Origin of the sequence: Streptomyces sp. NPDC058985 (assembly GCF_042740985.1) — a bacterium.
GTDB lineage: Bacteria > Actinomycetota > Actinomycetes > Streptomycetales > Streptomycetaceae > Streptomyces.
In genome coordinates this window covers 50,623-64,210 of the sequence record NZ_JBHYJX010000018.1, presented here as the reverse complement: position 1 = coordinate 64,210, position 13,588 = coordinate 50,623, and the positions used below count along the sequence as shown (strand labels likewise).

Genomic DNA, 13,588 nt, shown 5'->3' with positions numbered 1-13,588 from the left:
CGGGCTCAGTCCTCGCCGAGGTAGGCCTTGCGGACCGACTCGTCGTGCAGCAGGTCCTGCCCGCTGCCGGACAGGACGATGCTGCCGACCTCCATCACATGGCCGTGGTCGGCCAGGGACAGGGCCGCCTGGGCGTTCTGCTCGACGAGCAGGATGGTGGTGCCCTGGGACTTCAGTTCGGCGATCGTCTGCATGATCTTCTGCATCATGATCGGGGAGAGACCCATGGAGGGCTCGTCGAGCATGAGCAGCTTGGGCTGGGACATCAGGGCACGGCCCATGGCGAGCATCTGCTGCTCACCGCCGGAGAGGGTGCCCGCGGCCTGCTTCCGGCGCTCCCCGAGGATCGGGAAGAGGTCGTAGGCGCGCTGGATGTCCTTCTCGATGCCCGCGCGGTCGCTGCGCAGGAAGGCACCGAGGCGGAGGTTGTCCTCGATCGTCATGCGGGGGAAGATGTGCCGCCCCTCGGGCGAGTGGGCGAGCCCCAGGGAGACGATCTGGTGCGCGGGGACCTTCTTGAGGGACCTGCCCCCGAACTTGATCTGGCCGCCCACCGGCTTCAGCAGCCCCGACAGGGTGCGCAGGGTGGTGGTCTTGCCGGCGCCGTTGGTGCCGATGAGGGTGACCACCTCACCGGCGTCGACCTTGAAGGAGATGCCCTTCACGGCCTCGATCTTGCCGTAGGCGACGCGGAGGTCCTCGACCTCGAGCAGTGCGGTCATCGGTCGTTCTCCTTGCCGGCCGAGGTGTCCGAGGAGGCGTCGGCCTGGGCTGCCTCGGCGGCCGCCACCTCGGCGGCCTCCGCGGCACCGGGGTCGTTCTCCAGGGGTTCGCCGAGGTAGGCGGCGATGACCCGCTCGTCGCCCTGCACGGTCGCGCTGTCGCCCTCGACGAGCTTCTCGCCCTGCACGAGGACGGCGACGCGGTCGCAGAGGTTGAAGATGAACCGCATGTCGTGCTCGATGACGAGGACGGCGATGCCCTTGTCGCGGATGGCGAAGACCAGTTCCTCGGTGGTCCGCGTCTCCTGCGGGTTCATGCCCGCCGTCGGCTCGTCCAGGAGCAGCAGCCCCGGCTCGCTGGCGAGGGCGCGGGCGATCTCCAGCTTGCGCTGTTCGCCGTAGGGCAGGTTGCGCGCGAGGTGGTCGGCCTTGCTCGCCAGGCCCACGAACTCCAGCAGCTCCTCGGCGCGTTCGCGGGAGGCCTTCTCCGCCTTGTGGAAGCCCGGTCCGCGCAGGACGGCCGACCAGAAGCCCTCCTTGGTCCGCGTGTGGCGGCCGACGAGGACGTTCTCCAGGACCGTCATGTTGGAGAACAGGCGGATGTTCTGAAAGGTGCGGGCGATGCCGGCGGCGGTCACCTTGAAGGACTTGGCCGGCAGGACCTTGTCCTTGTAGCGGACTTCGCCCTCGGTCGGGATGTAGAGGCCGGTCAGGCAGTTGAAGAACGTGGTCTTGCCGGCGCCGTTGGGGCCGATCAGGCCGACGATCTCCCCGCTGTTGACGGTGAGGTCGACGCCGTTGACGGCCGTCAGTCCGCCGAAGCGCATCGTGACGCCGCGCGCGTCGAGGACGGTGGTGCCGGGGGCGGGTGCGCCCGGGGTGGTGTCCCTGGTGGTGGTGTCGGTGGTCATGGTGGTCAGGCCCCTGTCTTGCTCAGGGTGGTGGGCGCTTCGGCCTCTTCGTGGAATTCGAGCTTGCGGCGCCGGTTGGCGATGAGTCCCTCGGGGCGGAAGCGCATGAGCAGGACGAGCGCGAGTCCGAAGGCGAAGAGCTGGTAGTCGCCGAGGAACTGGAGCTTGTTGGGGATCAGGAAGAGCAGCGAGGCGCCGATCAGCGGACCCGCGATGGTGCCCATGCCGCCGAGGACGACCGCGGCGAGCAGGAACGCCGAGTTGGGCGGGGTGGTGCCGGCGAAGAGGTACTGCTCGGGCGTCACCGTGTAGGTGACGTGCGCCTGCACGGTGCCGGCGAGACCGGCGAGGGTGGCGCCCACGGCGAAGGCGATGAGCTTGACGCGGAAGCCGTTGATGCCCATGGCGAGCGCGGCGGTCTCGTCCTCGCGGATGGCGACCCAGGCACGGCCGATCCGGGAGTCGCCGCTGCGCCGGAAGACGAGCACGACCACGGCCGTGATGATCAGCATCAGGAAGAAGTAGTTGGCGAACCGGCCGATGCTGAAGCCGCCGATGTCGTGCTGGACGCCCAGGTCGAAGCCCAGGATCTTGAGGTCCGGGATGGACGAGATGCCGTTGGAGCCGTTGGTGACGTCCGGACCGGAGGTGCCGTCCAGGTTGTTGGCGGTGATACGGAAGATCTCTCCGAAGCCGAGGGTCACGATGGCGAGGTAGTCGCCGCGCAGCCGCAGGGTCGGGGCGCCGATGAGGACACCGAAGACCAGCGAGGCCGCGGCGCCCACGAGGACCGCGGCCCAGAAGGGCAGGTGCAGGTCGAACGGCGAGCTGGGCGAGCCGGAGACCATCGACGCGGCATAGGCGCCGACACCGAGGAAGGCGACGTAGCCGAGGTCGAGGAGACCGGCGAGGCCGACGACGATGTTCAGGCCGAGGGCGACCGTGGCGAAGATGAGGATGTAGACGCCGAGGGTGGCGTACTGGTCGTCGGTCTGGGTGAAGGGGAAGCAGGCCGCCGCGATGAACGCACCGCAGACGGTGATGTTCGTGTGCCGGGAGGTGATCTGCGTGGCCCGGGCGATCAGGCCGGCCTTGTTCAGGGCGGCGAAGCCGAGGCCGGCGGTGATCAGGAAGCCCACGAACAGTTCGTCGTACTCGGTGCCGATGCCGTAGGTGAAGACGAGGAGGGCGACCGCCAGGACGGCGACGATGATCAGGATCTCGACGTAGGAGGGCAGCGCGCGCAGGGGGCGCGGGGTGCCGGAGGCGAAGGCCGCCTTGACGGTCTGCCAGTTGTTGCCGCTCGTGTGCTTGAACTGCTCCCAGCCGGTGTCGTCCGGGTCGAACGGGTCGGGCTCCGGCCGTTCGAAGGGCAGGGCGAGGGAGCCGAGGAAGGCGATCAGGGTGGCCGCGGCCGCGACGTAGGCGCCGGGCTCCAGGTTGACCAGTCCGCCCAGCTGGGCGCTGATCGCGATGACCGTGTACCAGGTGGTGGCGAAGGCGGCGAGCGCGGCGAACTTCAGGGCCGCGTCGGCGCCCGCGGGCACCAGCCAGCGCAGCCCCCGGACACCGTACGAGGCGAGGCCGAAGACGGTGGTGAGCGCGCCGGCGATCAGCACCAGCACCTGGAGGCCGCCCGGGTAGCCGTAGACCGTGAGGTCACCGGGGAACTCGGCGGTCCAGGTCCAGGCGAGGAACGTGGAGACGACGGTGAGCAGGCCGCCGCCGGTGGCGAGGGCGCGGCCGAGGTGCGCGGGGACCCCGATGAGGCCGGCGGAGCGGTCCCCGGCGACGCCGCCGGAGGTCTTCGGAGCTGTGGTCTGTGTGGTCATCGGTGTCACGCCCTGTCCGCAACGCGTTCGCCGAGCAGGCCCTGCGGCCTGAACAGCAGCACGAGGATGAGGAGGATGAAGGCCCATACGTCGGCCCAGGACTGGCTGCCGAACTTGTCCAGGCCGGGGATGTCGGCGATGTAGGCGGTGGCCAGGGTCTCGGCGATGCCGAGGACGACGCCGCCGATCATGGCACCGTAGATGTTGCCGATACCGCCGAGCACGGCCGCGGTGAACGCCTTCAGACCGAGGATGAAGCCCATCTTGAAGTCGATCTGCCCGTACTTGAGGCCGTTGGCCACGGCGCCGACGGCGGCGAAGACGGCGCCGAGCGCGAACGCGACCACGATGATGCGGTCCGTGTTGACGCCCATCAGCTTGGCCGTGTCCGGGTCCTGGGCGGTGGCCTGCATGCCGCGCCCGGTGCGGGTGCGCATCACGAAGTACGCCAGGATCGCCATGCTGACGGGGGCGGCGATGAGCAGGAAGACGTCGCCGGTCTGGAGGGTCACGCTGCCGATGTGGAAGGGGCCGCCGTCGATCTGCGGGAAGGTGCGCGCCGACTTGGCGTGCGGGTACCAGGCCCACACCGCCTGCTGCAGGGCGAGCGAGAGGCCGATCGCGGTGATCAGGGGCGCGAGGCGGGGGGCGCCGCGCAACGGCCGGTAGGCGAACCGTTCCGCCCCGACCGCGACGGCGACGGAGACCACCATGGCGCCCATGAGCATCAGGGGCAGCGCGATCAGCATGGAGGTGCCGTCGGGCAAAATGTATAGGTAGACCGTGAGCGCGCCGAAGGCGCCGGTCATGAAGATCTCGCCGTGGGCGAAGTTGATGAGCTGGACGATGCCGTAGACCATTGTGTAGCCGATGGCGATCAACCCGTACATGGATCCCAGTAGCAGGCCGTTGACCAGCTGCTGCGGCAGTTCGTTCACCGCATGTCCTCCGAGACGTTCGGAACTTTCGACGGATGTGGCCGGATGCGAGTCCGCGCGGGGCGCCGGGAAAGGCGCCCCCCGCGGCACGGGCCCCCCGTGACGTTGGTAACTTCCGAGGTTGGGGGCGGCTTGGGCGGCCGGGGGGGCCGCCGGCACCGGCGCCCCCCGCGGCTCGTGATCACGTGATCAGTGGTGGGTGCGGTTGATCAGCCGGTGTAGGTCCCGGACTTCACCGACTTCCAGGCACCGTTCTCGACGGCGTACACGGTGAGCTGCTTGTTCGTCGCGTCACCGAACTCGTCGAAGGAGACCTTGCCGGTCACACCGTCGAAGGAGACGTTCTGCATGGCCTCGGTGACCTTGGCGCGGGCGTCGTCGGGGAGCTTCCCGTCGTTGTCCTCGACGACCTTCTTGACGGCCTCGATGATCGCCCAGCCGGAGTCGTAGGAGTAGCCGCCGTACGCCTCGTAGGCCTCCTTGTATCCGGCGGCCTCGTAGTTGGCGACGAACTCCTTGGCCGAGGGCAGTTCCTCGACCGGCGCGCCGACGGAGGTCGCGAGGTCGCCGTTGCCGGTGGCGCCGGCCAGCTTGATGAAGTCGGCGCTGTAGATGCCGTCACCGCCGACCACGGGGATCTTCGCTCCGGCCGCCTTGATCTGCTTGCTGAGCGGGCCGGCCTGCGGGTACTCGCCGCCGTAGTAGACGACGTCGGCGCCGGAGTTCTTCACCTTGGTGGCGACGGCGTTGAAGTCCTTGCTGTCCGGGTTGATGTGCTCGGTGCCGACGACCTGGCCGCCGAGCTTCTTGAACTCCTGGGTGAAGGTGGCGGCCAGACCGGCGCCGTAGGTCTTCTTGTCGTCGATGACGAAGACCTTCTTCTTCTTGGAGTCGTTGAAGACGTACTGCGCGGCGAACGGGCCCTGGATGGCGTCCGTGGTCGCGGTGCGGAAGTACGACTTGTACGGCCGGACCTTCTTGGTCTGCCAGTCCACGCCCTGGGTCAGCGCGGGGTTGGTGTTGGCCGGGGAGACTTCGACCAGCTTGGCCCTGTCGAAGATGATCTGCATGGCTTCGCCGACGGAGGAGTTCAGCGGGCCGACCACGCCGAGGACATCGTCGTTCGCGGTGAGCTTGGTGGCGTTCTGCTGGCCGACCGACGGCTGGCCCTGGTCGTCCAGCGCCTGTATCTCGAACTTGACGCCGTCGACGTAGTTGTCCTTGTTGGCGGTCTTCGCGGCGAGGTCGACCGAGTTCTTGATGCCGAGGCCCAGCGCGGACAGGTCGCCGGTCAGCGGGGCGTCGACGCCGATGACGACGGTGGTGCCGCCACCGCCGCTTCCGGAGTCCGAGCCGCCGTCGTCGTCGCGCGAACCGCAGGCGGTGAGGGTGAGCGCTCCCGCCGCCAGAGCGGCGGTGATGGCGATGAGCGAACGTTGACGCACGATCAGTCCTTTCCCTGGCGCAGCCGCTTCCCCGTGGAGACGGCCGAGTCGAGCGCTGGGCCGAAGTGACAATCCGACGGCGCGGTGACTGGCCGTGACTCTAAGCGTGTGTGGGGAACGTGGAGGAGGGTCTGACTCATGCTGTGACGCTCTTGTTATGACACCGGGTAATGCAGAGCGGTACTGGTTGGGAAGAAGGGCGGAATTCAGGCCGATTCGCCCTGTCCGCATGGTGAGAACTCGCAGGACGCACCGCCTGCGTTCAGGCGTCTGGGGCGTTTTGGTGATTACCGTGAATCGTTGCTGCAAGCGACCTGAAGTGCCTGGGAGAGGTGCCGCGCATAGCGTGCCCCCAGGATGAAACTGTGGGCTTGTATTGCGCGCGCATTACGCAGCGTTACATCCAGGAAAGGGAATCCGAGGTTCCGGGGCGCTTTATCGCATTCCGTCACCCGCAGAGTGACAATGATCTTGCTGGCGGAATGCGGCTTTGTCTGGAAAGGTGCCGCGGGCGACGAGGTCACCGAGAGGCCGGCCGAGGGCTGGGCGATCCGCGTCACGGTGACGGGCGGTCCCGACCGGACGCTCAGCCGCACCGCGAAGCTGAAGCCGCTGCCCTTTGCCCCGCTCGGGCGGTCCACGGCGTCCAGGTACACGAACGTGACCGCCTGGGAGGGGTAGGGCGGCGGATCGAGCGCCGGCGCCCGTGTCCGGCCGGCGTACAGGCAGCCGCCGCCGACCAGCAGGACGAGGGCGGTGACGGTCGTGAGAAAGGCCCGGCGGTGACGCTCGCAGGACCGGGCGACGCGGCCGTGCGGGCGGGCGCGGGCGGCCACGTCCCAGGCGCGGGTGTCCTCGCCCGGCTCGACGGGCCCGATGCCGCCCGTCACCGCCACGGGCCGTCGGTCGGACCGCCGCCGGCGTACTGCTCCGCGCACGCCTCGCGCACCTGGCGGTCGATCAGCTCCCGGGCCGCGCGGTCGCCCTGGTTCCGCTCGGCGTCCCGCGCGGCTGCCACGACCTCCCGCAGAATGCCGTACTGCCGGTTGGACAGCCCCATCGACTGGTAGTCGCCGTAGGGCTCGCCGCCGGCCAGCAGCTCGCGCGCCCAGTGGCCGACGGCACCGACGCAGGCTTCCGTGGGGGAGGGCGGCCCGGTCGTCGCGCCGCTGGTGCCGGGACCGGCCACCTGGTCCCCGGAGTTGCCGCAGGCGACGGCGGTGACTGCCGTGACGGCCATCAAGGCGCCGAGAAGGAGCCGCCGAGCCACCACCCCCGGCCAGGGGGCCTCTCCCCGTCCCATGCCCCGAAACTAGGGCGGCGCGCGGCCGGGAGCAATGCCCGGGCCGCGAGTGCCTTGACCGGCCACGTCGTGGGGCCGCCCGGCCCGCCCCCGGCGCCTCAGCCCGCCGTGCCGGTGTCGCCCGGGTTGACGTCCCGCAGCAGGCAGGTCAGACGGGCGGTGCACACCCGCCGGTCCTGTTCGTCGCTGATCACGATCTCGTACGTCGCCGTCGACCGGCCCCGGTGCACCGGCGTGGCCACCCCGGTGACCAGGCCGGAGCGGGCCCCGCGGTGGTGCGTGCAGTTCAGGTCGACGCCGACGGCGATCTTGGAACTGCCTCCGTGCAGCATCGAACCGACCGACCCGAGCGTCTCGGCCAGCACCGCCGACGCGCCGCCGTGCAGCAGCCCGTACGGCTGGGTGTTGCCCTCCACCGGCATCGTGCCGACGACTCGCTCGGGCGACGCCTCGACGATCTGCACGCCCATGCGCGTCCCCAGGTGCCCGGCGGAGAACAGCGCGGGCAGGTCGACGCCGAGCGCGGCGTACTCGTCGATGACTTCCTGCGGGAACTGCGTCTGCTGCTGCTCGCCCATGGGCCGGCTCCGTCTCGTCGCTCCGTCTGGCTGGCGCGCCGGCCGCCCGGTGGGGCCGTCGGCTCGACTGAGCAAACGCTCAGTCGGTCGCCGATTGTTCCAGACGGACGACCACGGACTTGCTGGCCGGGGTGTTGCTGGTGTCCGCGGTGGCGTCCAGCGGCACCAGCACGTTGGTCTCCGGGTAGTAGGCCGCCGCGCAGCCCCCGGCCGTCGGATAGTGCACGACGCGGAAACCGGGCGCCCGCCGCTCCACCCCGTCCCGCCACTCGCTGACCAGGTCGACGTACGAGCCGTCCTCGACGTCCAGCCTCCGGGCGTCCTCCGGGTTGACCAGGACGACCCTGCGGCCGTTCCTGATGCCCCGGTAGCGGTCGTCCAGGCCGTAGATCGTGGTGTTGTACTGGTCGTGCGAGCGCAGCGTCTGGAGCAGCAGCCGCCCCTCGGGCAGCTCCGGGTACTCGACCGGCGCGGCGGTGAAGTTGGCCTTGCCGGTGGCCGTCGGGAAGCGGCGCTCGTCGCGGGGGGCGTGCGGGAGGGCGAAGCCCCCGGGGTGCGCCACGCGCGCGTTGAAGTCCTCGAAGCCCGGGACGACCCGCCCGATGCGGTCGCGGATCGTCGCGTAGTCCTTCTCGAACTCCTCCCACGGCGTACGGCTGCCCTCGCCCAGCACCCGGCGCGCCAGCCGGCACACGATCGCCGGCTCCGACAGCAGCTGCCCGCTCGCGGGCTCCAGCCGGCCCCGGGAGGCGTGCACCATGCCCATGGAGTCCTCGACGGTGACGAACTGCTCGCCGCCGCTCTGGAGGTCGCGTTCGGTGCGGCCCAGCGTCGGCAGGATCAGCGCCCGCGCGCCGGTGACCGCGTGCGAGCGGTTCAGCTTCGTCGACACGTGCACCGTCAGGCGCGCCCGGCGCATGGCCGCCTCGGTGACCTCCGTGTCGGGCGAGGCCGACACGAAGTTGCCGCCCATGGCGAAGAAGACCTTCGCCTCCCCGTCGCGCAGTGCGCGGATGGCCCGTACGACGTCGTAGCCGTGCTCGCGCGGCGGGGCGAAGCCGAACTCCTTCTCCAGGGCGTCCAGGAACGCGGGCGCCGGCCGCTCGAAGATGCCCATCGTGCGGTCGCCCTGCACGTTGGAGTGGCCGCGCACCGGGCAGACGCCCGCGCCCGGGCGGCCGATGTTGCCGCGCAGCAGCAGGAAGTTGACGACCTCGCGGATCGTGGGCACGGAGTGCTTGTGCTGGGTCAGGCCCATCGCCCAGCACACGATGGTGCGCTCGGAGGCGAGCACCATGCGCAGCGTCTCGTCGATCTCCGCGCGGGTGAGCCCGGTCGCCGCCAGCGTCTCGTCCCAGTCGGCGGCCCGCGCGGTCTCGGCGAACTCCTCGTAGCCGTGCGTGTGTTCCGCGACGAAGTCCTCGTCGACCGCGCCCTCGGTCTCCAGGATCAGCTTGTTCAGCAGCCGGAACAGGGCCTGGTCGCCGCCGAGGCGGATCTGCAGGAACAGGTCGGTGAGCGCGGCGCCCGCGGTGAGCCCCTTCGCGGTCTGCGGGTTCTTGAAGCGCTCCAGCCCGGCCTCGGGCAGGGGGTTGACGCTGATGATCCGCGCGCCGTTCGCCTTGGCCTGCTCCAGGGCGGAGAGCATGCGCGGGTGGTTGGTGCCCGGGTTCTGTCCCGCCACGATGATCAGGTCGGACTTGTACAGGTCCTCCAAGAGGACGCTGCCCTTGCCGACGCCGAGTGTCTCGGACAGGGCGGAGCCGGACGACTCGTGGCACATGTTGGAGCAGTCCGGCAGGTTGTTCGTGCCCAGCTCGCGCGCGAAGAGCTGGTAGAGGAACGCCGCCTCGTTGCTCGTGCGCCCCGACGTGTAGAAGACCGCCTGGTCGGCGGAGTCCAGGGCCGCGATCTCCTCCGCGACGATACCGAAGGCGCGCTCCCAGGTGACCGGTTCGTAGAGGTCGCCGCCCTCGGGGAGGTACACCGGGTGCGTGAGCCGGCCCTGCTGGCCCAGCCAGTACCCGCTGCGGGTGGCGAGGTCGGTCACGGGGTGCGCGGCGAAGAACTCCGGGGTGACCCGGCGCAGGGTGGCCTCCTCGGCCACCGCCTTCGCGCCGTTCTCACAGAACTCCGCCTTGTGCCGGTGGTCCGGCTCGGGCCAGGCGCAGCCCGGGCAGTCGAAGCCGTCCTTCTGGTTGACACTCAGCAGCGTCAGCGCGGTCCGCTTCACGCCCATCTGCCGCTGTGCCATCCGCAGGGTGTGGCCGATGGCCGGGATGCCGGCCGCCGCGTGCTGGGGCTGTGTCACCTGTGGCGCGTCCTGGACGGGATCACCCTTGGGCGGCTTGGTGGCCATCGCGCGCTCCTTCGCTGACGCGTGTGAGGTACGTCTCCGATCCTCGCACGCGCCGCCGACAGCCACGGACGCCGGTCGCGATCGGCGGCGCCCCAAAGGGGCGCGGGGACGGCGCGACAAGCCACGACGTACCCGCGGCCGCGATACCGCGCTCGTGCCGCGGGCGCACCCGGCACCGACTGTCAGTGGCGCATGGCAGGATCGGAGCCGTGGCGAAGACAGCATCGAAGAAGACCGACAGCACCTCCGGCGCCCGCCCGCGGCTGATGCTCATGGACGGGCACTCGCTGGCCTACCGCGCGTTCTTCGCGCTGCCCGCGGAGAACTTCACGACCGCGACGGGCCAGCCGACCAACGCGATCTACGGATTCGCGTCGATGCTGGCCAACACGCTGCGTGACGAGGCGCCCACGCACTTCGCGGTGGCGTTCGACGTCTCCCGCAAGACCTGGCGGTCGCAGGAGTTCACCGAGTACAAGGCGAACCGCTCCAAGACCCCCGACGAGTTCAAGGGCCAGGTCGAGCTGATCGGCGAGCTGCTCGACGCGATGAACGTGACGCGGTTCGCCGTCGACGGCTTCGAGGCGGACGACGTCATCGCCACGCTCGCCACGCAGGCCGAGGCCGAGGGCTTCGACGTGCTGATCGTCACCGGCGACCGGGACTCCTTCCAGCTGGTCAGCGAGCACACCACGGTCCTCTACCCGACCAAGGGCGTCTCCGAGCTGACCCGCTTCACGCCGGAGAAGGTCTTCGAGAAGTACGGGCTGACCCCCGCCCAGTACCCCGACTTCGCCGCCCTGCGCGGCGACCCGTCCGACAACCTGCCGGGCATCCCGGGCGTCGGCGAGAAGACGGCCGCGAAGTGGATCAACCAGTTCGGATCCTTCGCGGCCCTGGTCGAGCGCGTCGACGAGGTCAAGGGCAAGGCCGGGCAGAACCTCCGCGACCACCTGGAGTCCGTCAAGCTCAACCGCCGGCTCACCGAGCTGGAGCGTCGGGTCGAGCTGCCCAAGGCGGTCACCGACCTGGAGCGGCCCGCGTACGACCGCAAGGGCGTCGCGATGATCCTGGACACCCTGGAGATCCGCAATCCGTCCCTGCGCGAGCGGCTCTACGCCGTCGACCCGGGCGCCGAGGAGGCCGAGGCCACCCCGGTCGTGGCGGACGGGGTCGAGCTGGACGGCGTGGTGCTGGGCACCGGCGAGGTGGCCGGCTGGCTCACCGGGCACGGCGCACAGCCCCTGGGCGTCGCCACCGTCGACACCTGGGCCCTGGGCACCGGCTCGGTCGCCGAGGTCGCGCTGGCCGCGGCCGACGGAAAGGCCGCCTGGTTCGACCCGACGGCGCTGGACGAGGCCGACGAGACGGCGTTCGCCGCATGGCTGTCCGACGCGGACCGGCCGAAGGTCTTCCACAACGCCAAGGGCGCGATGCGGGTCTTCGCCGAGCACGGCTGGAGCGTCGCCGGCGTGGGCATGGACACCGCGCTCGCCGCCTACCTGGTCAAGCCGGGCCGCCGCTCCTTCGACCTGGACGCGCTGTCCCTGGAGTACCTCCACCGCGAGCTGGCCCCGGCCGCCGCGGCCGACGGCCAACTCGCCTTCGGCGCGGACGACGGCGCCGAGGCCGAGGCACTGATGGTGCAGGCCCGCGCGATCCTCGACCTCGGCGAGGCCTTCGAGGGCCGCCTGGCGGACGTCGGCGCCGCGGACCTGCTGCGCGACATGGAGCTGCCGACCTCCGCGCTGCTCGCCCGCATGGAGCGGCACGGCATCGCGGCCGACCGGACCCATCTGGAGGCCATGGAGCAGATGTTCGCCGGCGCCGTGCAGCAGGCGGTGAAGGAGGCGCACGCGGCGGCCGGACGTGAGTTCAACCTGGGCTCGCCCAAGCAGCTCCAGGAGGTCCTCTTCGGCGAGCTGAACCTGCCCAAGACCAAGAAGACCAAGACGGGCTACACCACCGACGCCGACGCCCTGGCCTGGCTCGCGGCCCAGACCGACAACGAACTGCCGGTGATCATGCTCCGCCACCGTGAGCAGGCCAAGCTGCGCGTCACGGTGGAGGGCCTGATCAAGACGATCGCCGCGGACGGCCGCATCCACACCACCTTCAACCAGACGGTCGCCGCGACCGGCCGCCTCTCCTCCACGGACCCGAATCTGCAGAACATCCCGGTCCGCACCGACGAGGGCCGCGCCATCCGGCGCGGCTTCGTGGTCGGCGAGGGCTTCGAGTCCCTGATGACGGCCGACTACAGCCAGATCGAGCTGCGGGTGATGGCCCACCTCTCGGAGGACGCGGGCCTGACCGAGGCGTTCACCTCGGGCGAGGACCTGCACACCACCGCCGCCGCGCAGGTCTTCTCCGTCGAGCAGTCGGCCGTGGACGCGGAGATGCGCCGCAAGATCAAGGCCATGTCCTACGGCCTGGCGTACGGCCTCTCGGCCTTCGGCCTCTCCCAGCAGCTGAACATCGAGGCGGCCGAGGCGCGCGGCCTGATGGACGCCTACTTCGAGCGCTTCGGCGGCGTACGGGACTACCTGCGCCGGGTGGTCGACGAGGCACGGGCGACGGGCTACACGGCGACCCTCTTCGGCCGCCGCCGCTACCTGCCCGACCTCAACAGCGACAACCGCCAGCGTCGCGAGGCCGCCGAGCGCATGGCCCTCAACGCCCCCATCCAGGGCACCGCGGCCGACATCGTCAAGATCGCCATGCTCAACGTGGACAGGGCGCTCCGCGAGGCCGGTCTCTCCTCCCGCATGCTGCTCCAGGTCCACGACGAAATCGTCCTGGAGATCGCCCCCGGCGAGCGCGCGGCGGCGGAGGAACTGGTCCGCCGCGAAATGGCGAACGCGGTCCGGCTCAACGTCCCCCTGGGCGTCTCGGTGGGCTCGGGAGCGGACTGGGAGTCGGCGGCGCACTAGCCTCCGGCGGTTTGGCGGGGTGGGGGAGCGCGGCGCCAGGGCCGCCAACCGCACGCGCCGGCCGAGGCGGCTCCCCGGCGCCACTGGTCTCCGGCGGCTGGCGGGGTGAGGAGCGCCGGTGAGGGTGGCCGTGCGCATGCGTCCGGCGTGGCGGCCCCGGCACCCTGTGGCCCGTGGACGCCGGAGGCCGGTCGGCGCTTCGCCGTCCCGGAAGCCGCCGGGCGGGGAGTCGGACGCCTGGCCGTCTGGCCGGGCCGTCCGCCCGGTTGCGCCGTGACACCGGCAGTGGCAGCGGGGTCCCGTCGGCTGGGGCCTTCGCCGCAAGGTCCGTAACGGCCTGGCTCCGCCTCCGCTCGCCTGTCCGCCCGCGCCCCCGGGCTCCCGCCGGACACCGGCCCGGGTGCTCACCGGGCGCGGCGGCCGTTCCGCCTGGCACAGCCCGGGGCTCGTGCCGATGCGGACAGCGGGCACCCCGCCGGGCACCGGCGCGCCGACTCGCGCGCCGCGTGTGCTCGTCCCGGCCCGGGGGCCTCGGCCCGGTTCGCTCGCCCTCGGCAGGGGAGCCCC

General features: G+C 70.9%; 10 protein-coding genes. 1 reads left to right on the top strand and 9 read right to left on the bottom strand.

The window, feature by feature from the left end:
* Positions 1–5: 5 nt before the first annotated feature.
* The 9 genes from ACFW01_RS18175 to ACFW01_RS18135 form a co-directional block, all read right to left on the bottom strand.
* Positions 6–722 carry an ABC transporter ATP-binding protein gene (locus ACFW01_RS18175; RefSeq protein WP_234953594.1) on the bottom strand — a complete coding sequence of 239 codons (717 nt, stop codon included), beginning with the start codon at positions 720–722 and terminating at the stop codon, positions 6–8.
* Complete coding sequence (locus ACFW01_RS18170; protein ID WP_234953592.1) at positions 719–1,633, bottom strand: ABC transporter ATP-binding protein; 915 nt, start codon at positions 1,631–1,633, stop codon at positions 719–721. Before ACFW01_RS18170 ends, ACFW01_RS18175 begins: the two co-directional genes overlap by 4 nt.
* A 5-nt stretch (positions 1,634–1,638) precedes the next feature.
* Complete coding sequence (locus ACFW01_RS18165) at positions 1,639–3,465, bottom strand: branched-chain amino acid ABC transporter permease (protein WP_234953590.1); 1,827 nt, start codon at positions 3,463–3,465, stop codon at positions 1,639–1,641.
* 5 nt (positions 3,466–3,470) lie between these two features.
* A complete protein-coding gene (locus ACFW01_RS18160) occupies positions 3,471–4,403 on the bottom strand; it encodes a branched-chain amino acid ABC transporter permease (RefSeq protein ID WP_234953588.1) in 933 nt (310 codons plus the stop codon).
* A 209-nt stretch (positions 4,404–4,612) separates the two neighbouring features.
* The gene (locus tag ACFW01_RS18155; RefSeq protein WP_234953585.1) at positions 4,613–5,848 is read right to left on the bottom strand and encodes a branched-chain amino acid ABC transporter substrate-binding protein; all 1,236 of its coding nucleotides are present in this window, start codon (positions 5,846–5,848) and stop codon (positions 4,613–4,615) included.
* Positions 5,849–6,135: 287 nt separating this feature from the next.
* Positions 6,136–6,744, bottom strand: a complete 609-nt coding sequence (locus ACFW01_RS18150; RefSeq protein WP_234953583.1) for a Tat pathway signal sequence domain protein — start codon at positions 6,742–6,744, stop codon at positions 6,136–6,138.
* A complete protein-coding gene (locus ACFW01_RS18145; RefSeq protein WP_384504523.1) occupies positions 6,735–7,151 on the bottom strand; it encodes a hypothetical protein in 417 nt (138 codons plus the stop codon). Before ACFW01_RS18145 ends, ACFW01_RS18150 begins: the two co-directional genes overlap by 10 nt.
* Positions 7,152–7,249: 98 nt before the next feature.
* Complete coding sequence (locus ACFW01_RS18140; RefSeq protein ID WP_234953578.1) at positions 7,250–7,729, bottom strand: PaaI family thioesterase; 480 nt, start codon at positions 7,727–7,729, stop codon at positions 7,250–7,252.
* A gap of 79 nt (positions 7,730–7,808) precedes the next feature.
* On the bottom strand, positions 7,809–10,088 hold the full coding sequence (locus ACFW01_RS18135) for an FdhF/YdeP family oxidoreductase (protein ID WP_234953575.1): 2,280 nt from the start codon (positions 10,086–10,088) through the stop codon (positions 7,809–7,811).
* Between the two features lie 209 nt (positions 10,089–10,297).
* Between ACFW01_RS18135 and polA the strand changes: the two genes are divergently transcribed.
* Positions 10,298–13,021: a DNA polymerase I gene (gene polA / locus ACFW01_RS18130; protein WP_234953572.1), complete on the top strand. Its 2,724-nt coding sequence runs from the start codon at positions 10,298–10,300 to the stop codon at positions 13,019–13,021.
* The last annotated feature ends 567 nt before the right edge of the window (positions 13,022–13,588 follow it).